Origin of the sequence: Bacillus sp. EB106-08-02-XG196 (genome assembly GCF_013396335.1) — a bacterium.
Lineage (GTDB): Bacteria > Bacillota > Bacilli > Bacillales > Cytobacillaceae > Neobacillus.
Map to the genome: position 1 here is coordinate 214,781 of NZ_JABWSY010000002.1, position 21,750 is coordinate 236,530.

The following is a 21,750-nucleotide window of genomic DNA, read 5'->3' on the forward strand; positions in this document are numbered from 1 at the left end:
ATTTATTATTTTTTAATATCGTAGATTTTAACGATTTGGTCTGGACTTGCTCCCATTCCCATATCATCCTCACTTGCTTCTTTAAAGACCCAACCGCTGTCTTCAAGTTTATTGATATCTATTCCTGCTTCTACAAGGGGCTCCGCATTTAACACAAAGATCATATCAGCATCATTTGTACCTAGCTTTTCTGTCCACTGAACTTGGTTGCCTTCTCCAAGGCTAAGATCAAAATGTTGTACATCCTTATGATACTTAACATTGTCTGTATCAGCCTTTAAGAGTCTTCTCATGGAATCTTCTGAACCATTTGAAGCTTGTTTTTTATCTGATACATTGTAGGGTTTAATAAGACGATTAGGTAAATCATTTCCTTTATCGTCCTTAGCAGCAGGTTCATAAAGCCATTCGTTTTCATCAAGTTTTTTAATATCAAGTCCTGCTTCTACAAGAGGATCCGCTAGCATAACCATAGCAAAATCCGCCTTATTAGCTGACATATCTTTACTCCATTCAAACTTTTCACCTGTTGGAAGCTCAAAGCCCCAATGTTTTAGAGCTTCATGGAACCCTTTTTTATCAGGGTAAGCCTTAACAATTTTGTTAAAGGCAAGAAGAGCATTATCTGCCTCTTTATCTCCTGTTACTGGTCTGCTGCAACCCGTGAAGGCTGTTAATATTGCGCTCGAAACTAGCAAGGTAACTATCTTCTTTTTCATTCTCTACAACTCCTCATGTTTAATGCTAACAACATTAGAATAGTAAAGTGTTATGAAGACAATATGAAGAATATAAGAGTGTCAAATTTTGGTCACAGATATGCGTTAATTTGTTGAATTAAAATAGACCTTCACTGAAGTTCCTACTCCTTCTTCACTTTCTACCTCAATTAACGAATTGTGAAGCTCAAGGATATTCTTAACAATCGTTAATCCAATCCCATTTCCTTCAATTTGATTCCTGCTTTTATCACCTCTATACAGCCTTTCAAAAATAAAGGGTAAATCTTCCGGTTTAATACCAATTCCGTTATCCATTATTTCTAAGATGATCTTTTTATTTTCTTTATATAGTTTAATCAGTACTTTTCCATTGCTTTCAGTGAATTTTATAGAGTTTGAAAATAAATTAATTATTACTTGTTTTATCTTATCTTTGTCACAAATCATTTGATAGGTTTCATCTGGTTGAATATCATATTCGATAGAAATATTTTTACAATCAGAACCGATGAAAAAATCTTTACTCATCTCTGTAATTAAATCCTCTAGGTGAATCGTTTCATAATTAAGCTTGATGCTCTCCGATTCAAACTCTTTTAACAGGTTTAAGTTATTTACTAATTTTCCAAACCGAATGACTTCCTCATTTAGATAATTTAATCCCTCTTTTGTTACTGGAACTACGCCGTCAATCATGGCCTCAAGATTATTTTGAAGGACATTCAAAGGCGTCCTAATCTCATGCGTAATATCCGATACTAACCTTTTTCGAAGCGCGTCCTGATACTTTAATTTTCCTGCAAGGATGTTCACACTCTTTCTTAAATCCTCTAATTCTTCAATATTACTTTTACTATTTGAAACTGTATCAAAGTTACCTTGAGATAAGCTAACAGACATTTTGGCTACTTCCCGAATCGGTGTTGAAAATTGTTTTGAAAAATATAGACTTAAGCTAATAATGATAATGAGGGTAAGTGCACCACTGGCAAAAATGCTTTTGTTTATAGAAGATTTAAAGGTTAGATCCTCTTCTGATAAAAGCACAGAAGAATATTGTCCAATATCGACAAAACCAACTACGTTTCCATCCACTTTAATGTCAAACGTTTTGGTAGAATACACACCACTATCATGTCCTGACATTTCCCCAATATGGATTTGAGTATTTAAGTCGTCAGGGTCCATTCCCCAGACTGCCTGTTTACGGCTATCTAAAAGTGTCAAACAATAATTTCCCATATATGCCTCATGCATTAATTCTACACCTGTATCTGAGGACCATTTACCTTCCCTTTTGTAGGCTTCTTCGAAATAGGAAACAATTCTTTCATACCTCTTGTTCTGGATTTCAATCATGTATTCGTTAAATTTATTGGAAACTGTCATATTAACAAAAATAGTAACCAGCAGGATAGCAGCAACCGCCGATAATACCAATAAAATACTTAATCTTCTGCTGATAGATTGCACTTACCTCTCACCGCCAAACTTATATCCTGCTTTCATAACCGTAAGGACATATTTTGGGTTCTTGGTATCTATTTCTATCTTTTTACGAATATTTTTTATATGCACATCAATGGTCCGATCATAACCGCTAAAATCTGCACCAAAGATTTTATCAATCAACTGTTCTCTCGATAACACACTTCCTTTTGCTGAAACTAGTGCACAAATAATATCAAACTCATTAGGTGTAAACGGAACCTCTTGCCCCAAAATTCGGACTGTTCTTTTATCACAATCAATCGATAAATAACCATCGTCGAAAATAATCTTAGATGAAGGGAACTTGGAGCTTATTCTCCTAAATAAAGCATTTACTCTGGCAGTTAATTCTCTTGGGCTGAATGGTTTTATTAAATACTCATCAGCACCCATATTTAATCCCTCTATTTTGTCATTTAATGATCCTTTTGCAGTCAGCATAAAGATATGCACATCAGATGATTGACGTATGATTTTACAAACTTCTTCACCGCTGATATCAGGCAGCATTAAATCTAGAATAATTAATTTAAAATCTGCTGTTTTTAAAAGATCCAACCCTTTTAGCCCAGTGGATGAACAATGAACCGTATAACCTTCTTTGTCTAAATATCCTTTTATGACAGTTGACACACTTTCCTCATCTTCAATTAGTAAAATATGATTCATATGATTTCACCCGGCTTATTAAATTTGATTGCTTGTAAAATAAGTATAATAGTTAAAGATAGTGAAAAATGTGAAAAAGGCTGACAATTATGTGTCAGCCTTTTTGAAGGATTACTATAGTTTTACTTTCATTCATTTTTTCAAAAGCAGAAGCGGCCTCCACGTTGTACTTATTCATTAATTTTCTTGTACCAATTAATAATTCTTTCCTAGAACGTGTCTTTTCCTATTTTTACTCTACGTCGTAACCTTGATCATCAATTGCTTCTTTGATTTTATCTAGTGATACCTCTTGGTTGTTATATTCTACATCAACTGTATTAGCTTTTAAGTTAACTTTTACAGAGCTTACTCCGTTAAGTTCACCAACACTGCCTTCAACAGCTTTTACACAATGATTGCAAGACATTCCTAGTACGTTTAAAGTAACTTTTTCCATTTTATTTACACCCTTTCGCAATTAACACTTTTGTTTATTTTGTAATATAGGTAAGGTTCTTAACTATATTTAACCATACCCCCCTACCCTATGTAAAGTGTTTTTTATACGTTCATTTTATTATTTTCCAACTTTCACACTTTGTTCATACAGCCTTATTTTTATCCAAAAGTAGTTACAAAGACCAATAGGTAATGGCGTCAAATATTCCTAACAGTATAATCAGTATTCCTGAAACTTTTTGTATGGAATTCCCAAACTTTCTTCCCTTTTTCATTAATACCCCGCCCCCGCCTAGGTACCATATAATAAAAATAAAAATGATTAGCGGCAAAGCAGTCCCTAATGCAAATATGGAAGGAAGGATAAATCCGTATGTGCTGGACAAAACAATCGGCATTAAGGTAACAAAAAACAGGATAAACATCGTTGGACAAAATGCTAGCGAAAAACTAAAACCTAACATAAATGAACCAAATGGAGTTTCTTGTTTGTAATCTTTATTTCCTTTAAATAAATTAATTGTCCCTTTTAGTTTGATAAATCCTAACATATATAACCCAACAATAATGAGTAATGGTCCCATAATTTTGCGGATCCATGGAAAATACGATATAAGGCTATCTTGAATTTCTCTTCCTAAAATCCATACAAGTCCTCCTAATAATGAAAAGGCGGCTACTTTTCCTAAAGTGAAAAAGATGACATCCTTCCACACAATTTTCTGTTGAAAGGATCGGTTGCCATACAGTGTTAAAGCACTGATGTTTCCAGTCAGTTGACAGGGTGCAAGTGCACCGACCATTCCCAAAAGCAGCGCAAATATAATTGGTAACGATTCCAAGTTATTAGCTATGATAAAAAACGGTTTGCTTACAAATGAACTAAATTGACTCATTAGATTATACATTGGGTCACCTGAATTCTAGTAATGGGGGATTTACTAATTACTACTATTTCAATAGTACTCAGATTATATGAAGACTGTATGTAGAGATTTCGACAATTTTTCAACAACTTCTCTTTTTCATTTCTACTTTGTAATGAATCTTTAATATTTTTTACGAACAAAAAACATAAGACACTAAGATAAGGAGATATAATTAAATATGGATTGATTATAATTCGTGTGTGCCAAATAAGCATATTAGCTTTAATTGAAACTATAAAGGGGTCTTTTATGAAAAAAAATAATCTTTTACTTGAAATCCTGTTTGTTTCTACCAAGCTTGGTTTAACATCGTTTGGGGGTCCAGTTGCTCATTTAGGATATTTTCATGAAGAGTATGTTCGAAAGAGAAAGTGGTTAGACGAACAGGGATATGCCAACTTAGTCGCATTATGTCAATTCTTGCCTGGTCCAGCCAGCAGTCAAGTTGGAATTGGAATTGGCGTAATGCGCGGCGGGTTATTAGGGGGGATACTAGCATTTATTGGTTTTACCATTCCTTCAGTCATTGTACTAATCCTTTTTGCTCTTATTCTACAAGGGATGGAAATTGGTAATACGGGATGGATTCATGGATTGAAAATAGTGGCAGTTGGTGTTGTTGCCCATGCCATTATGGGTATGGCGCAAAAACTAACCCCTGATCTTTCCCGTAAAACAATTGCCCTGTTTGCATTGATAGGTACTCTCCTATGGCAAACAGCTCTCACACAGGTAGGGATCATTCTACTAGCAGCGGCTGTTGGATACTTTATTTACAAGGGGCAGATTGAAGATTCCTCTGCGAATATACAGTTTCCGATTTCTCGAAAGTTTGCATCTGTTTGTTTAGGTTTATTTTTTGGATTATTGATTTTGCTTCCTATCTTAAGAGAGTTGAGTGCCTCAAGCTGGGTTGCAATGTTTGATAGCTTTTACCGCTCCGGTTCTTTGGTCTTTGGCGGCGGTCATGTGGTTTTACCATTATTGGAGCGCGAATTTGTTCCTAGCGGATGGCTCAGTAAAGAAGCCTTCCTAGCTGGATATGGTGCTGCCCAGGCTGTACCAGGACCATTGTTTACCTTTGCTGCCTATATAGGTGCCGTAATGGGTGGCTGGGCAGGCGGATTGCTAGCAACCATTGCGATCTTCCTCCCTGCGTTTTTGCTGGTTTTAGGTACATTACCGTTTTGGAATAGTTTAAGCCATAATCCAAAAATCAAAGGGGCATTAATGGGGGTAAATGCAGCCGTTGTGGGTATATTAATTTCTGCCTTTTATGATCCTATTTGGACGAGTACAATCCTAAACCCAATTGATTTTGCTTTTGCAGCCCTATTGTTTAGCATGCTTGCCTATTGGAAACTGCCACCTTGGGTGATTGTTGTTACTGGAATTATCGGAGGTTACTTACTAAATTTGATCGGATAATCATTGTAAAAAAACGAGGATGCCCCAAAAGGACATTGTAGCTTTAAAATAAAGTTTGATCAAAAACATCTTACAAACCCACATTTTACGTTAACTTAAAAGAACCCGTTTTGAAAAAAAGATTGATCAAAACGGGTTCTTGATTTGTGAAGCATTGCGCATTTTTTGTAAAAAAGTTTGATCATTTTCAGAAATCCGAACCTCAAGAAAAGCGCCCGATTGCTGAATATCCTGTTTCTTGAACAGTATCGTTGTACTACGCAGCAAATAGCTCATTGTATTTGTCGCTCTTGTTCAACTTGGCTATACGATAAAAAAACAAAAAGCCCCTCTCTTTAGAAGGGGACTTCTCCAAACAACTTACGTATGAAAACGATTAATTTTTTTTTGTGTTAAAGCCAAAATACGTAACCCCATTCGATAATTTCCACTAGCGATATTCCTTTTTCTGCATTGATACAATCATGAATCTCTTCAAACTCTTCCTTTTTTTCATTCCGAGTTAGTAAGAGAAAAGCTAATTGAGCTTTGACAGTATTCTCTCCTTAAAAACGGTCTATTTGCTGTTCTAATGACTCGTTTAACAGAGAGCTTAGTAACATGTTTTTTTGATACGCTACTTCTTTCATACCATTACCTCAACATCTTTTCGAGGAGTTGAATATCTTTCTCACTAAGCGTGTTCATTTCTGTTTGCATCGTTTGGGTAACTTGAATGGTATGTTGTAATGATTGGCAATAATCCTTTTACCTGCTAACCATATTGATTATGCAAAAATCGTTGTTGAAATGAATCAACAGCTTTATGTAAAAAAACTCCGCTGCAGCTAATTAAACCAGCATGTCTCGAAGGCGGTTCTACATATGACGGTAGACGACTAGCAGTCTGCCACCAAACCGGTGCACATAACAAAGTCCTAATCCCAATTAACCCACTTGAGGGAATCTATGCATTCCCAACCCACTCACCCAAAGTCCATGAATGCAATTGGATATTCTATCACCACGGCAGAACCTTCGAACCACATCCAAAAAATCCAAACAAGTCAATTATCACCTTTAAAAACAATCTAACACTAACATTAGTTGTTTCACATCATACCATGAAAAAACAAATGCACCACGCTGCCTATTGCGTTATCAGGTTTTCACATCATTATCCGAATAACACACTTGGTGATATGAAGCATGATATGTTGGTGTGAATAATAGCGATGCATCACGGAAGGCATTGGGCTAACTCATATAATTATATTTAGACGTAAAAAATAGGGGAGTTAACCACCTTTAACCGTGATTAACTCCCCTATTGTTCAATTCAGCATCTATGTGCATGGATGTGTTCACGAACCACCCCCTATTAAACCACCAGTTCTAAATTTAGGACTTGTGAATTACATTATTATGTAAGTTAATTTCCACCACCTGTAGTAATAGCAATAACGTAAATCGTACTAATTACTTATTTGAGCAGCACAGCTTGCAATTGTATCAAAGCAAGAAAAGGACTTTATAACTACCAACAAGGAGATGGGTCTAATGAATCAAATGAAGAAGAGTTTTGACAACTCGTTTGTACGTATGTTTTTCATTGCATTATCCGTAGTTCTTGCTTTTTCGATGGTGGAAGTATTTGCTGAAGATAGCAATACTGTTTACTATGCCTGTGTTAACCAGAATAACGGTCTTCTTAAAATGGTTGATGAGGCTAAGGAATGTCAAAATCATGAAGTTAAGATTAGTTGGAACCAGGTTGGCCCAAAAGGTGATCCCGGTGTTAAGGGTGAAATAGGAGATACTGGGGCAATAGGTCCACAAGGTCCAACTGGCCTACAGGGACCGCAAGGGGAAACAGGTGTTTTTAACGGGAAGTTTGAAAGTCCAAATGGTCTATATTCTATCGAAGTGACAGATAATGGCTTATCCCTACAAGGACCCGGAGGAGCTATTGATTTGACGGGTACATCTATAAACATAAACGGCTCATCAAATGTAAAAATAAACAGTATGGTAAAGACTGAAATAAAAGGCTCTTTAATAACACTTAATGGGTCATGTACTCCCGTATCTGGAGCCGGTGATAAAGTAAATATTCCATCATTGCCAGTCGGTGGAGGAAGCACAGGAACCGGTATAGGAACTATATTACCATCCGGTTCTCCAACTGTACTGTTCTGTAGATAGTAAACTTGGCCCTGACCCCCAGTGCGGTAACACTTTAAAGAAGAACCAGGGGGACAGTTTCTGGTCTATCAAAATAAGGATATTTAACAAAAAAAGAGGGAGTTATTCACTCGGTACTGTGAATAACTCTCCTATCGTCTAATTCAGCATCTATGTGCATGGATGTGATCCAAGAACCACGAGGTGATTATATTAAACTATAATTCTAATGACTTTAACTCTATAAAATTAAACATTAGTGGGACATTAGTTGAAATTGTAAAGATTTTACCCCCTCCGAAATAAAGGTCCAACTTTCAATATATTGCTCACTATAACGCTTAGCCTCTATATATGGCATATATTGTGACAAGTAATCTTCTAGAGGTGTACCTAATCTTTCTAGAAATTCTTCTGTAGCGTCAGCCACCTTTACCACTTCCTCCTTATCTTCTTTATCGCCTCCTTCCTCCACGACTTCACTCTTTCGACTGGGACGTTTAGGTCGGCTGCGATTTATCCGACTGTTTTTTGTTCTAGTATTGCTTTGGTTAGCCATACGGCTTGTTCAGGTGTTAGGCTGGTGCTGTATGTGGCAAAGAGGTCTTTTGCTAAGAACATGTCTATTATGGTATTGGTATCAGGTTACATAGAATCATACAAAGTATCTAAAAAAGATTTTGAAAAATATATTTCTACAGAATATGTTCCGGCGGATATTACTTTTAAACTATTAAAAGATAAATATCATTTAATAAATGGAATAATGAATCGGTTACTTACATTACCTAAGGAACTTAATACCACTAATCCAGTAAGGGTTCCAGAAAACAATATACAAGATAAATCAGAAAATGCACTCGAAACAGTAGTTAACCACTATAAAGAACAATACCGATACGCTTCTAAAAGATTAGAAGCGATTACCAACTCATAATCAAAAAATTTATTAGCAGTAGATACATCTCTAGTTTCTGCTGCTTTTTTATTTGCTAAGAACCACGAGGCCGAAGCCAGAAAGGCTTATATTTTTAAGTACCCATTATTTATTAATTCCAACTTCGACCGCCTAGTATTTAACAAATTCATGTTCCATTTTCTTTTATATTTCTCCACAGGAAATTTTCTTCTGCACAAAATAGATTCATTATACCCCCTTAGACTTCCCTTGCATATTTACCATAGGGACTGAAATACCGTAGGACTTATCGCATAACAATTTACTTAACCCCACCTTTTTTAACTAACCTGGTCAGTTAGTTTATATACCATCCTTTGTTACGCAGTATGTCGTCTAATATGAAAAGACGATCACTTTAAAATATAATTGAATTAAAAAAGGTGATACTCTTATTTAAGCACCGCATCCATTACATTAAGCACAATATTTAACAATTTTTTAAATTATTATAAGAAAAATACATAAATATTACTTTAAAATATGAAAGGGTACTCCTAATAGGTTCCATAATACTATACTACTTAATATTGCAAGTCCCCATGCTAATAGAGGTTTATGAAGGTGAATTTTTAGTAATGCAAATAATAGCATATCAAAAACAAGCGACCACCAAATGTTCCAAGAGTTATAATGTTTTATTAAACCTATTTTCAAGTCAATAGTTTCTAATCCAATATATATTAACACCCAGAACAAGTACCACAATATTGGTTTTCCTTTTTCTTTTGGGAACCTACCTAAGTAAATAAATACAGTTGCAGGGTATCTTAAGAACATAAAAGATAGAATAAGAAATATATCATACTTAAATAAAGGTATTATTTCTTCAAACCTCCATAATCGATAATCATGGAATATCAGGTTATAAAATAAATCACCAATTATAAAAAACTGAATCGTAGGGTAATACTTTTTCCATCCCCTTAAATCTCCCCACTTAATTGCGGCTAATACAAAAAGAAACTTAATCGTAAGATGTATCATATTTGCTTCCCACTTTGTAAGAAATTATTAGGTATAACGAAGCTTTATTTGCCATTTGTCATAAAAATATAGAATAAGAAAAGGAAAACAATAACGAATAATAGTTAAGAAATGATTCCACTTATTATAGATAAGCCATCCATTAAAATAAGAAATCAAACCGAATGATACTGATAATATTGCTAAAACAATAAAAGAAAGTTTTTTGTACTTTACTGGCACCCTTGGAATAATGAATCCAACTATGTTAGCTATTACGAGACAAGAACCTAAATCCGAAATTCTATCATCTACCCAAAAGTCTTGTACAAGTCCCGGTCTAAAATTATACATATTGAGTAGTACGTCAGGAATAGCTCCAGGTATAACAAGGATAAAGTAGGCGAAGCATGTAATTGATATATAATATGGAACTTTATAGGGTCTATCGATAAGTTTGTTCGCATATTTCGAAAAAAATGAAAATCCAATTATGTATGCCAATGCTGAATAATGAAGTTTCCAATTTAGATATATAAGATACTCAAGTTTAAGATATATCCACTCCAGAAATGTGTAAACTATCGTGAAAATAATACTCGTTTTAAAAGGATGACTTTTAACACAATAACAAAATAAAATCGCTGTTAAAGGTAAAATTATAGAATCAGCACAAAGTATCCCCAAAAAATTGTCTTTATCAGGATCAGATAAAATATTAGTTGGAAATTTATAAAGATTAAAGATCAAATTAATAAAAATTTCTATTATATCTACAGTTATCAATGCAATAGTGAATATTGTCCAAAACGAATTCCAACTCACTCTTTTTGTTTTTAATAACCATCCTACAATAACCACCATGATAAAAATTTGAAAAAAATATAGCATATTATCTCCTTAAATAAATAAGTCTAAATAATTTTCCTTATTTTCCCTTGAATGAATAGTAGTATTTACAAAAGGGATAGCTTTTTCCAATTCCTCAAGAGGGCGTGGACATATCATTCGGACTAACATATACTGTTTCATTATTTGTCCCAGAAATGTAGACTCTAATTAAACACAAAAAAAAAGGAACAATTTTGGTCATTTTCATCAACCTAAAATATATTTAGGAATAGTTTGTCCAATCCAGTTACAATAATCCTTACTGAAGTAATCTGACCGTTAGCTTAAGTACATTCTTTCACAAAGCCACTTAAAACTGAACATATGTATTACGCAGTATAAGTCTACTACGTTATACATGAGTTAATCTGGACCGTTTGCAGAAGACTAATCTTATTGAAAGTCAATCAATTTTTTGTAACATTTTGATTCTCAAAACTATGGTTTTATATCTTTTATCATCAGATGGATTGCAGTGGTAAACAGTCTGTCATTCTTTGGTACATTTCAATGGCCGTAATCAGAAAGAGTATATTTTTAGTGGAAAGCACCCCAGCCAACTATTTTTTTTAGTTGATTTAGGTGTTTCTTTTTTTATTTGGAGGGGATGGTATTGAGAGATTTAAAGGAGAAGGCACAAAGAAGACAAATGATTGAAATTGATATTAAATCATACCCGCCTGGTACTTGATAAATTTTTTCACAGTTGTACCGTCTTCGACAAAAATTTAGCAAAAATTTCCCAACATGTTAATTCAAGTTTATGTGTTATCATTCATTTTAGTTCCCATATATTGGGCAGATTTGAAAAAAATAGAAAAAGAAGTGGAGGAAATGAAGTTATTAAAACTAGTTTTTACGTTTGTACTATTCTTTGGTATTACTGCACCCAGTATTAGCCCTGCTCAAACATCAGATGAAACAACAAGCCACATAACTGTAGAAAGTTTTGAGATGGAGAATTTATCATCTGAGCAAAATAACGATGGTTTATACGAGAACATCGGAAGTAAAAAAGTTAATTCTATTACAGAAATTACTGAAGGGAAAAATTCAATTCAAACAAAAATTACTGCTCTAGAGGATTTTTATGACTTAGAAGGTGAATTTCAAAAATCTGTATTTAAGATTGATGTTTTTACTAATGACTACTCTACAGGAAAAGCTAAACATAAATTCCAAGTCAAAGAATTTGATACACCTCAAACCATAGAGAATGTAACTAAATCCACCAAGATAACTGAGCCAAAAATAAAAACTTTAACAGATACCGAGAAAAATACCGTAACTACCCATCTTAAGAAATTAATAAAAAACAACCATTTTAAAGTGACTGAAAAAGATATTGATGGAATAACATTTGAAAAAATGAAAGAAATGAGAGAGATGAGTAAGAAGCTCCAAGAAGCAGGAGTACTTAAATTTAAAAATGGTTCAATTCAAATTGATCATGAAGCATTAAGCGGAGTTATACAAGAAAATACTTCTAATTCTCCAATAACAACACTAGCTACTGTAGAAGCTCGTGGAGCATTTGATAATTATTATAATCACAATTTATCTACAGGAGCATTTGTTGCTCAAGCTCTGAGTGGTACTGGGCATAAATATGTAAAAATTACAGGAACAACTTATAATAACACTAAAAATGCTAATACCATGGTTAAATTTAAATCTGCTATTACTTCTTATGAAAGTTATGTTATTCAAAGAATGGAATACGCTACATGGACTGAAGTAGCTGGTTGGTTTGGCGTTTTAATGGGACTAGTAACCATCGTAGCTGGATATGGTACTGGACCTGTTGGATGGGTAGCTATTTCACTTTACTATGGTGGAGCACTTGCAACTTTTGCAGGTTTAACGTCAACATCATATGCAACTTATTCACGTTTAAGTTTAAGTAAATCAGCTGCTCAGTATTGTCAAACTGCAAGGGATTTATTGTACTATACAAATTGGAGTGGCACTACTGCAACAGTTGTTTCAGGATTTTAAGATAATCAATATAAAACGAGCTTGGAATTCCAAGCTCGTTTTATATTACCGTTTAATTTCTCTATTTATTTTTTGTTTATTTTCTTTTAAAAACAACAATATGCCAAAAACTAATAAAAAAACTCCCCCAATTGCTGTAAAAATCAGAGTCACCCAAACCATAGGAGCAATCGTTCCGTTCCCAATAGCTCCTACAACGGGTTGGTTTATTTTATACATGATATAAAATGATGACAATACCATTAAAAGAGCCCCTAATAATACGATATATTTTCTCATATCTTCCTCCTTACAAATTGTATTAATAACTTAAAGATAATCATTACCATTAATTTGGATATTTATAATTTTACCATATTTTATTATATATATAGATATTGGTAAGAAAGTACATCTCGACAGTTTTTAGATTTTTCCCAATTTTGAAATTGCTTTCGGTTAGCATTCGGGAATTTCTCTCTCCACTCTAATAATTCTGCACGATATTTTTTAGTGAGTTCTGGGGATGTTATTTGAAGATCAATTAGATTATAAATTGTCTTTAGACTTACATCTAATTCTGACGCAATTTCTTTACGACTTATATTCTCATTCATTAACTTTTCAAACTTCTCTTCCCACGCATTACCATAACGGAGTTAAAGAAAACTTTTACTTATTTATATAATCATGATAGAGAATGGCTTGATGTCAATTTCCCTTCACAACGTGATAACCTGCATACTCCGAATAATTCAAATGTTACTCTAAAAAATAATTCTGAAAACCGTATTGAACCCGCTCATTTAATAGTTCTTCTTTCATTTTGATTGTTCGGGCAACCTCAGACACACCTTGTCCTTTATCTAAAGTTAATAAAAAATCCGTTGTCATCACAATTGGTTCATTCGTTTTAGGATCTGTAGGATGTTTAATACCTAACTCATCTGCAATGACAATTGTTTCTTCCAACGGAAATAAAGGAAATTGTTCTCTTATATCAATAACAAAATCCGAGTATTCAGTTAAATAAAAGTAATTTCGTTCCAAATCGGACAAAAATTCGTGCTGCCTTCCTGTTTTGATTCCTTTCAATCGAGTTGAGCGACCTAACGAAGAGACATCTTGAATATTCAACCACGGTTTATAATCTGAGCCACTCCCAGATCCACGACCTTCTTTAATCCATTTGTCGATTTTAGATGTTCTTGTTCTTTTAGACATAAAAAAACACCCCTTTAGACAATAATATCCAAAGAGGCATTTCTTCTCAACTTTTTTATAAACATCGCGACTTTTTTACAAACATCGCAACATTATTTCAAAACTACAGGACATCCTCGTTTCTTGTTTTTATAAACCACACTTAAGCTGGGTACCACAGTTTGAACATGTATTACAGCCGCCGATTTCTTTTACTTTACCTTTTCGGCAAACTGGACATGTGTTGCCTACTTCAGAACCAATCGTTACATCTGTTGAACGCAGGTCACTGATGGTATCAACAAGTACCACGTGCTGTTTCGTTTTTTCTTTGAATGTTGGAATTTCGTTTTCTTCTGCTTTAAGGGTCAGGACTTGTGAATCACGTGATCCATCTACGTATACAGTACCACCCTTTGCTCCACCTTTGTAAAGACGTTCGTAAACTTTTTCAACTTGTTCCACACTATATCCTTGAGGTGCATTAACAGTTTTACTTATAGAACTATCAATCCAACGCTGGATGACACATTGAACATCTGCATGGGCTTCAGGTGCCAGTTCCATCGCTGCAACAAACCAGCTTGGAAGATTATCAGCATCTGCTTCTGGGTGGCTATCTAGGTATTCTTGAACGATATCCGCTTTCACTTCGATAAATTTACCCAGACGTCCACTTCGGAAATAAGAGAATGAGAAATAAGGTTCTAATCCAGTTGATACACCAACCATTGTTCCAGTGGACCCTGTAGGAGCAACAGTTAACAGATGTGAATTCCTTATTCCATTTTCTAATATAGATTGACGAACATCTTCAGGCATTTTTTTCATATATCCTGTATCAATGAATGCTTGACGTAAACGGTTTGTATCTTCGCGTGTTTCACCATTTAAGAATGGGAAGCTTCCTTTTTCCTTTGCTAATTCTACTGATGTTTTGTAAGCTGTTGTTGCAATTACTTCAAAAACTTGATCAACAAGTTTATTTCCCTTTTCTGAACCGTACACTGTTTCACAGTAAATAAGCATATCGTGTAAGCCCATTACACCAAGACCTACGCGGCGCTCACCAAGAGCTTGCTTTTTATTTTCTTCGAGGAAGTATGGTGTAGCATTAATAACGTTATCCTGCATTCTAACGCCAACAGCTACTGTTTTCTTTAACTTCTCAAAGTCTACAGTTTTCGTTTCCTTATCAGCCATTTCCGCAAGGTTAACAGCTGCAAGGTTACAAACAGAAAATGGTGCGAGAGGCTGCTCTCCACAAGGGTTAGTTGCCACAACTTGCTGTCCGTATGCTTTTGCATTTGTCATGTCGTTTGCATTATCGATGAAGAATATTCCTGGTTCTGCTGAGTAAGTTGCACAAATGTTAATTAGATTCCATAGCTCTTTCGCTTGAATTTTCTTATAAACCCGTACTTTGTGACCGAGTCTCTCCCATTCGCGTACGTCTCCAACTTTATGCCATTCTTCATTGTAAAACTTCATTTCCTCTTTACTATAATGTTCAACATATGGAAAACGAAGCTCATACTCACTATCTTTTTCAACCGCGTCCATAAATTCCTTCGTTAAACATATTGAGATATTCGCTCCTGTTAAGAATTCCGAATTATGAACGGTGTAGTTACCACCTGTTTGAAGCTTCTCTTCGGCCTCAGCAATAATTTCTTCACCAAAACCACCAGTGCCTGGAATATGTTTATAATTCACAATGCCTTGATACATCGCCTTCTCTTGGGCAGTTAATGGAGTGAATTTAAGTTTGTCCTTAGCATGTTTCTTAATTGTTTCATCATTTGTATTTTCTATTAAAAACCGTAGAATTCTAGGGTTTTGCATCTTTGAAATAATAAATTCAATAACATCTGGATGCCAGTCGGCTAACATTATCATCTGAGCTCCGCGCCGTGATCCACCTTGCTCAACTAAATGTGTCAATTTCGCAATGTCATCTAACCACGATACGGAACCAGATGATTTACCATTTACGCCTCTTGCCAAGGTATTTCTAGGTCGTAGTGTTGAACCATTTGTTCCTACACCGCCGCCGCGGCTCATAATTTCCATAACTTGCTTACGATGATCAGAAATCCCTTCACGTGAGTCTGGGACGAACGGCATTACATAACAGTTAAAAAATGTAACATCTGTTTCAGCTCCTGCTCCATAAAGAACACGGCCTGCAGGAATGAAGTTCATCGAAACGAGCTCATTGTAAAACTTTTCAAACCACTCAATTCGCTTCTCTTCTGTTTCTTCAACAGAGGCAAGTCCAGTTGCATTTCTTTTTGCAATTTGCTCATAAAACAGCTCTAGAGGCTTTTCAATTACATCTAGAGATCGCCAAATCGCTCCTGTTTCACTTTCTACAGGGTCATCAAGAACACTTCTAAATTCCTCTTCCACTAAAACCTTTGCTTTTTTACTCTCCCAATCTATCTCCATGATGTATCCAAGTCCGCGTGCTGGGAATTTTGGATCTTCTTTTATCGTGAGTACAACAAAGTCGCCATTTGTTAGGGTTATTTTCGCAGTGTCTTTGAAGGTGTAACGGTCCAACATGACCAATCGTGAAACACCCTTATGAGTTATTTTCATATCTGGGGTAACCGGGTGCACTTGGGGGAATAAGTGGATATCCTCATTCAACCTTTCAAAATCAATATTCATTTTTTGTCTAAAAACTACAGACATGAGAACAACTCCTTCAAAAAATTCTATATCTTGTATGAAATTCTAGTAAGTGAGACTATATCTTGTATATCTTGCTGACTCGATATAAATAAATTAACACAGGTTGGATATACAAATCAATATATAGTACCGAAAATATTTTCGACACCACTACATATTGTGTTTTATGCAGAAATAAATAAGTTTGTCAAACTTAAAATAAACTAGAAACAGGAGAAAAGACAAGATATCTCATTGATTTCGGCATAAAACAAGAAAATATAACAAATTTCGCAGGTTGCGATTTTAAATTATAGGGAAAATCACGAAAAAAGAGGACTTAAAGTGATTAACGAGAATATTAAAAAAGGTATACTTATTTTATAAGCTTTTTAAGGGAGGGAAAATAGATGATAGCACATATTGAAAAAGTGGAAAACGGCTATCTTGCCATATATGAACGCCATCTTAAACATCCTGTAGAAGAAGTGTGGTCTTATTTAACCGATAACGAGAAACTGCAAAAATGGTTTTCTGAGCTCCTTGTTGATGAACTTCGTGAAGGCGGGGTTATTAAGTTTGACATGGGGGATGGTACCTTTGATGAGCTTTCTATCCTAGAATTAAAATTAAATTCTGTTTTGGAATTCTCCTGGTGGGTAGACACAGTGAGGTTCGAATTGTCCGAGGAGTCTGGGGGCTGCTTACTGAAGTTAATTGAAAAAATACATACCATAACTAACCACACTCCAAGAGATCTTGCAGGTTGGCATGTCTGCTTAGATGTAATAGAAGCATTACTGGATGGCCGGACTATTGAACGTAAAGAAGAATGGAAAATCTGGTATGAAAAGTATATAAAGGAAATAGAAAAAGTCACACAACAATAAAAAAATCAGGCGAACATCATAAATGGGTTCGCCTGATTTTTTTATCTTTTGAAGTTCCAGTCATCGCTTTCATATCGCTCTTTTGCAATTTTATTTACATATGCAAGTTCTTCTTCTGTTAATTGATAGGATTCAAGTTCGATATTAAGCCCATCAGCAAATCCTTTATAAAAAGCTTCTTTTGCTTCCTCAAGTGAAATTCTTCTTGGACTGATTTCATTAATAGCAACTGCTTTATTTTTGAAAGTAGACTTCATCCGTTCCTTTACTCTCTCATTTGGATATTTAAATAAACTGAACAGTTTATCTTCATCTAAATCTAAAAGTATCGATCCGTGTTGGAGAATGACTCCCTTTTGCCTTGTCTGTGCACTTCCTGCGACCTTACGACCTTCAACCACGAGTTCATACCAGCTTGGTGCATCAAAGCACACTGCTGAGCGTGGATCCTTCAATGCACTCCGCTCTTCGTCTGTTTTTGGAACTGCAAAGTATGCTTCTAATCCAAGTTGATGGAATCCTTTTAAGATCCCTTCTGAAATAACACGATAAGCCTCTGTTACCGTTTTAGGCATTTCTGGGTGATCCTCAGAAACAATGACACTGTAAGTAAGCTCATGCTCATGCAGCACACCACGGCCGCCAGTAGGCCGTCTTACAAACCCTAATCCATGGGCTTTTACTGCCTCCAAGTTAATTTCCTTTTCAACCTTTTGGAAATATCCTATTGATAGAGTCGCAGGTTCCCAGCCATAAAACCTGATAATCGGTGGGAATTTCCCTTCACTATGCCAATCAAGCAATGCCTCATCCAACGCCATGTTAAATGATGGTGAACAATTTCCAGAATCTATAAATCGCCATACCTCTTTATCCATTTAAAAACCTCATCTTTATGTAGTTTACTCTTGTTTTAGTCTACCAAAATCTGATATGAATTCAAAACGAGAAGTATTTGGTATAATGAAGAAGAAGTTTTTTGTCGTTTATTCTTTATCTTTGCACGATTGACTTATATAATAAAACATAGTGTACCAAAGCTTGAAAGGAGCAAAAAGAAATTGAATTCACTTATACCTCTATTAATCATCATTGTAGCAGTTATAGCTTATTCCGTTTTCACCTATTTTTATCAAAAAAGGATTGTTAAAACGGTAACGGAAGAGGAGTTTCGTGCTGGTTATAGGAAGGCACAGCTAATCGATGTTCGTGAACCTAACGATTTCGAAGCAGGTCATATTTTAGGAGCTCGTAATATTCCGATTTCCCAAATAAGAACACGAATGAAGGAGCTTCGCCCAGATTTACCTGTTTACTTATATGATCAAAACGGAATGCGCAGTGCCCGTGCAGCACAGTTTCTACACCGTAAAGGTTACAAAGACCTAACCCAGCTTCAAGGCGGGTTTAAAAAATGGTCCGGTAAAGTAAAAGTAAAAAAATAAGCCAATGAAGACTTCCTTTTAAGTGGAAGTCTTTTTATTTTGTGCATAGAAAAGGGGCCAGATTCTGCTGTCAGAATCTGGCCCTTCTATATGTTAAGCCTTTTGAAATCTAAGAATTGGTTTACGAGCTGCTGTTGCTTCGTCCATACGACCTACTACGGTAGTGTGAGGTGCTTCTTGGACGATTTCTGGGTTCTCTTCTACTTCTTTCGCAATTTGAATCATGATATCTACAAATGAATCTAGAGTCTCTTTCGATTCTGTTTCAGTCGGCTCAATCATAATACATTCTTCTACATTCAGCGGGAAGTAGATGGTTGGCGGATGGTAGCCAAAATCAAGCAGTCGTTTTGCAATATCCAAAGTACGAACACCTAATTTTTTCTGCCTTCTTCCACTTAGTACAAACTCATGTTTGCAATGCTTATCAAACGGAAGATCATAATACTCAGCCAGTCTTCTCATCATATAGTTTGCATTTAATACTGCATACTCTGTTACCGCCTTTAAACCGTCTGGCCCCATAGAACGAATGTAGGTATAAGCACGTACATTAATTCCAAAGTTACCATAGAAAGGCTTCACACGGCCGATAGATTGCGGACGGTCATAATCAAACACATACTCTTCACCACGTTTTGCTATCACTGGCTTCGGAAGGAAAGGAATCAGGTCTGCTTTTACACCAACAGGACCTGAACCCGGACCTCCGCCGCCATGTGGACCGGTAAAGGTTTTATGAAGATTCAAGTGAACAACATCAAATCCCATATCTCCCGGTCTAGCTTTTGATAGAACCGCATTTAAGTTTGCACCATCATAATAGAGCTTACCGCCTGCAGCGTGAACAATCTCAGCCATTTCAACGATATTTTCTTCAAATAGACCAAGTGTATTCGGGTTGGTTAACATTAAAGCAGCTGTATCTTCGCCAACCACTCTTTTTAAATCGTCAAGGTCAACTAAACCATTCTCATTTGATTTAACTGTAATCGTTTCAAGCCCAGCTACCGTTGCCGATGCTGGATTTGTTCCATGTGCTGAATCGGGTACGATAACCTTTGTACGCTTTAGATCCCCATTTGCTTCATGGAAGGCACGAATCATCATTAATCCAGTCCATTCACCATGGGCACCAGCTGCTGGCTGTAATGTCACTTCGTCCATTCCTGTGATTTCAATTAAATGCTGCTGCAAATCATACAGCAGCTCAAGAGCACCTTGGACAGAGCTTTCGTCTTGAAGCGGATGGACATGAGCAAATCCATTAAACCGAGCTACATTTTCATTAATTTTTGGGTTATATTTCATTGTGCAGGAGCCTAATGGATAAAAACCAGAATCAACACCATGATTTCTACGTGAAAGGGCGGTGTAATGACGCATAATATCAAGCTCAGATACCTCAGGCAGCTCTGGCTCTTCTTCGCGCAAATACCCTTCCGGAAGAAGACTGCTAAGTTCTAATTCAGGAACATCCATTTCAGGGAGGCTGTATCCAATTCTTCCTGGTGTACTAAGTTCAAAAATGAGTGCCTGGTCTTGGTTATGCATGTAAATCCCCCACTTCTTTCACAAAAGTATCAATTTCTTCCTTCGATCTTTGTTCTGTAACCGCAACGAGCATGTGATTTGCGAGCTCCGAATAATCACGGCCTAAATCGTATCCGCCAATCATTCCTTTTCGCAACAGCTCTTGATTAATTTCTTTTACAGGTTTATTTAATTTAACAACAAATTCGTTAAACGAGTAACCATCATGGATGACTTCAAAACCAGCTTCTTTAAATGCAGTTTTCGCATAGTGAGCCTTTTGCAGGTTAGCAGCGGCAATTTCGCGAACTCCTTTTTTACCCAGTGCTGTCATTGCTACTGAGGCTGCCAGGGCATTTAATGCTTGATTAGAACAAATATTAGATGTCGCTTTATCCCGACGGATATGCTGTTCACGGGCTTGAAGAGTTAGTACAAAACCACGGCGTCCTTGATCATCAGTTGTCTGGCCGACTAGACGGCCTGGAACTTTACGCATTAACTTAGTGGTTACTGCAAAATATCCGCAGTGTGGACCGCCAAACGCAGTAGGGATACCAAACGGTTGTGCATCACCAATAACAATATCTGCTCCGAACTTACCAGGAGGTGTTAATACACCTAGTGATAGCGGATTGCTTGAAACAACAAACAGTGACTTGTGAGCATGGATGATTTCTTCCAGTTCCTTTAAGGGTTCAATTCGGCCGAAGAAGTTTGGATACTGAACGATCACTGCTGCAATCTCCTCGTTTGCCAAACCTTTTAAGGCTTCAATATCTGTTACTCCGTTATCAACAGGAACTTCAATCACTTCAAGATACTGTCCTTTTGCATACGTTTTGAGGACTTCCTTTGATTCAGGGTGAACGGCACCTGAAACAAGGATTTTTTTACGTTTTGTATGACCAGCACTTAGCATTGCTGCTTCAGCTAGAGCTGTCCCGCCATCATACATAGAGGAGTTCGCAACATCCATGCCTGTTAATTCACAGATCATCGTTTGGAATTCAAAAATAGCTTGAAGCTCTCCTTGAGAGATTTCTGGTTGATATGGTGTATAAGCTGTATAAAATTCAGAGCGGGAAATAACATGGTCGACAATGACTGGCATGTAATGGTCATAAACCCCTGCTCCTAAAAAGGATACATTTCGTTTTAAATCGGCATTACGAGAAGCCATGTTAAAAAGCTCTTTCATCAAAGCAGTCTCTGACTTTGCTGCCTTAATGTTATATTCACCTTTAAATCGTACTTTTTCTGGGATATCGCTGAATAATTCATCAACGGAACTAACACCAATTGTATCAAGCATTGCCTTTTTATCTTCTTCAGTCATAGGTAAATAACGATGTTTCATAACCT

At 36.0% G+C, this 21,750-nt stretch carries 20 protein-coding genes and 1 pseudogene; 7 read left to right on the forward strand and 14 right to left on the reverse strand.

What is annotated here, in order from left to right:
• Window positions 1-5 precede the first annotated feature (5 nt).
• From MLOOGBEN_RS04620 to MLOOGBEN_RS04640, 5 genes are all read right to left on the reverse strand, one after another.
• Complete coding sequence (locus tag MLOOGBEN_RS04620; RefSeq protein ID WP_179157092.1) at window positions 6-719, reverse strand: hypothetical protein; 714 nt, start codon at window positions 717-719, stop codon at window positions 6-8.
• 105 nt (window positions 720-824) lie between these two features.
• The gene (locus tag MLOOGBEN_RS04625) at window positions 825-2,195 is read right to left on the reverse strand and encodes a HAMP domain-containing sensor histidine kinase (protein ID WP_179157093.1); all 1,371 of its coding nucleotides are present in this window, start codon (window positions 2,193-2,195) and stop codon (window positions 825-827) included.
• Window positions 2,196-2,882, reverse strand: a complete 687-nt coding sequence (locus MLOOGBEN_RS04630; protein ID WP_179157094.1) for a response regulator transcription factor — start codon at window positions 2,880-2,882, stop codon at window positions 2,196-2,198.
• A 232-nt stretch (window positions 2,883-3,114) separates the two neighbouring features.
• Window positions 3,115-3,321, reverse strand: a complete 207-nt coding sequence (copZ, locus tag MLOOGBEN_RS04635; RefSeq protein ID WP_179157095.1) for a copper chaperone CopZ — start codon at window positions 3,319-3,321, stop codon at window positions 3,115-3,117.
• Between the two features lie 175 nt (window positions 3,322-3,496).
• The gene (locus MLOOGBEN_RS04640) at window positions 3,497-4,231 is read right to left on the reverse strand and encodes an urease accessory protein UreH domain-containing protein (protein ID WP_179157096.1); all 735 of its coding nucleotides are present in this window, start codon (window positions 4,229-4,231) and stop codon (window positions 3,497-3,499) included.
• Window positions 4,232-4,501: 270 nt separating this feature from the next.
• On the opposite strand from MLOOGBEN_RS04640, the gene MLOOGBEN_RS04645 reads away from it, so the two are divergent.
• From MLOOGBEN_RS04645 to MLOOGBEN_RS29575, 3 genes are all read left to right on the forward strand, one after another.
• Entirely contained in the window at window positions 4,502-5,680 is a 1,179-nt protein-coding gene (locus tag MLOOGBEN_RS04645; protein WP_179157097.1) for a chromate transporter, read from the forward strand.
• An 830-nt stretch (window positions 5,681-6,510) separates the two neighbouring features.
• The gene (locus MLOOGBEN_RS04650; RefSeq protein WP_368737761.1) at window positions 6,511-6,885 is read left to right on the forward strand and encodes a competence protein ComK; all 375 of its coding nucleotides are present in this window, start codon (window positions 6,511-6,513) and stop codon (window positions 6,883-6,885) included.
• 334 nt (window positions 6,886-7,219) lie between these two features.
• The gene (locus MLOOGBEN_RS29575; RefSeq protein WP_218781033.1) at window positions 7,220-7,864 is read left to right on the forward strand and encodes a collagen-like protein; all 645 of its coding nucleotides are present in this window, start codon (window positions 7,220-7,222) and stop codon (window positions 7,862-7,864) included.
• A 235-nt stretch (window positions 7,865-8,099) separates the two neighbouring features.
• Here MLOOGBEN_RS29575 and MLOOGBEN_RS04660 read toward each other — a convergent pair whose 3' ends face one another.
• On the reverse strand, window positions 8,100-8,402 hold the full coding sequence (locus MLOOGBEN_RS04660; protein WP_218781034.1) for a hypothetical protein: 303 nt from the start codon (window positions 8,400-8,402) through the stop codon (window positions 8,100-8,102).
• Window positions 8,403-8,426: 24 nt separating this feature from the next.
• Between MLOOGBEN_RS04660 and MLOOGBEN_RS04665 the strand changes: the two genes are divergently transcribed.
• Complete coding sequence (locus MLOOGBEN_RS04665) at window positions 8,427-8,780, forward strand: hypothetical protein (protein ID WP_179157099.1); 354 nt, start codon at window positions 8,427-8,429, stop codon at window positions 8,778-8,780.
• A gap of 492 nt (window positions 8,781-9,272) precedes the next feature.
• Here MLOOGBEN_RS04665 and MLOOGBEN_RS04670 read toward each other — a convergent pair whose 3' ends face one another.
• Together MLOOGBEN_RS04670 and MLOOGBEN_RS28885 are read right to left on the reverse strand one after the other, a co-directional pair.
• On the reverse strand, window positions 9,273-9,788 hold the full coding sequence (locus MLOOGBEN_RS04670) for a CBO0543 family protein (protein WP_179157100.1): 516 nt from the start codon (window positions 9,786-9,788) through the stop codon (window positions 9,273-9,275).
• 27 nt (window positions 9,789-9,815) lie between these two features.
• The gene (locus tag MLOOGBEN_RS28885) at window positions 9,816-10,631 is read right to left on the reverse strand and encodes a hypothetical protein (protein ID WP_218781035.1); all 816 of its coding nucleotides are present in this window, start codon (window positions 10,629-10,631) and stop codon (window positions 9,816-9,818) included.
• A 774-nt stretch (window positions 10,632-11,405) separates the two neighbouring features.
• Between MLOOGBEN_RS28885 and MLOOGBEN_RS04675 the strand changes: the two genes are divergently transcribed.
• The gene (locus tag MLOOGBEN_RS04675) at window positions 11,406-12,656 is read left to right on the forward strand and encodes a hypothetical protein (protein WP_218781036.1); all 1,251 of its coding nucleotides are present in this window, start codon (window positions 11,406-11,408) and stop codon (window positions 12,654-12,656) included.
• A 45-nt stretch (window positions 12,657-12,701) separates the two neighbouring features.
• On the opposite strand, the gene MLOOGBEN_RS04680 is transcribed toward MLOOGBEN_RS04675, so the two are convergent.
• The 3 genes and pseudogenes from MLOOGBEN_RS04680 to MLOOGBEN_RS04690 form a co-directional block, all read right to left on the reverse strand.
• Window positions 12,702-12,935 carry a hypothetical protein gene (locus MLOOGBEN_RS04680; protein ID WP_179157102.1) on the reverse strand — a complete coding sequence of 78 codons (234 nt, stop codon included), beginning with the start codon at window positions 12,933-12,935 and terminating at the stop codon, window positions 12,702-12,704.
• A gap of 480 nt (window positions 12,936-13,415) precedes the next feature.
• Window positions 13,416-13,859: pseudogene (locus MLOOGBEN_RS04685) on the reverse strand (TnsA endonuclease N-terminal domain-containing protein); the annotation flags it as partial.
• Window positions 13,860-13,988: 129 nt separating this feature from the next.
• Window positions 13,989-16,538 carry a vitamin B12-dependent ribonucleotide reductase gene (locus tag MLOOGBEN_RS04690; protein WP_179157104.1) on the reverse strand — a complete coding sequence of 850 codons (2,550 nt, stop codon included), beginning with the start codon at window positions 16,536-16,538 and terminating at the stop codon, window positions 13,989-13,991.
• Between the two features lie 389 nt (window positions 16,539-16,927).
• On the opposite strand from MLOOGBEN_RS04690, the gene MLOOGBEN_RS04695 reads away from it, so the two are divergent.
• Window positions 16,928-17,407, forward strand: coding sequence for an SRPBCC family protein (locus MLOOGBEN_RS04695; RefSeq protein ID WP_179157105.1), 480 nt, complete (start codon window positions 16,928-16,930; stop codon window positions 17,405-17,407).
• 41 nt (window positions 17,408-17,448) lie between these two features.
• Here MLOOGBEN_RS04695 and MLOOGBEN_RS04700 read toward each other — a convergent pair whose 3' ends face one another.
• On the reverse strand, window positions 17,449-18,285 hold the full coding sequence (locus MLOOGBEN_RS04700) for a lipoate--protein ligase family protein (RefSeq protein WP_179157106.1): 837 nt from the start codon (window positions 18,283-18,285) through the stop codon (window positions 17,449-17,451).
• Between the two features lie 183 nt (window positions 18,286-18,468).
• Here MLOOGBEN_RS04700 and MLOOGBEN_RS04705 point away from each other — a divergent pair, with 183 nt between their 5' ends.
• Complete coding sequence (locus tag MLOOGBEN_RS04705) at window positions 18,469-18,852, forward strand: rhodanese-like domain-containing protein (RefSeq protein ID WP_179157107.1); 384 nt, start codon at window positions 18,469-18,471, stop codon at window positions 18,850-18,852.
• A 93-nt stretch (window positions 18,853-18,945) separates the two neighbouring features.
• On the opposite strand, the gene gcvPB is transcribed toward MLOOGBEN_RS04705, so the two are convergent.
• Together gcvPB and gcvPA are read right to left on the reverse strand one after the other, a co-directional pair.
• The gene (gcvPB, locus tag MLOOGBEN_RS04710; protein ID WP_179157108.1) at window positions 18,946-20,406 is read right to left on the reverse strand and encodes an aminomethyl-transferring glycine dehydrogenase subunit GcvPB; all 1,461 of its coding nucleotides are present in this window, start codon (window positions 20,404-20,406) and stop codon (window positions 18,946-18,948) included.
• Window positions 20,399-21,745, reverse strand: coding sequence for an aminomethyl-transferring glycine dehydrogenase subunit GcvPA (gcvPA, locus tag MLOOGBEN_RS04715; protein WP_179157109.1), 1,347 nt, complete (start codon window positions 21,743-21,745; stop codon window positions 20,399-20,401). Before gcvPA ends, gcvPB begins: the two co-directional genes overlap by 8 nt.
• Window positions 21,746-21,750: the final 5 nt, after the last annotated feature.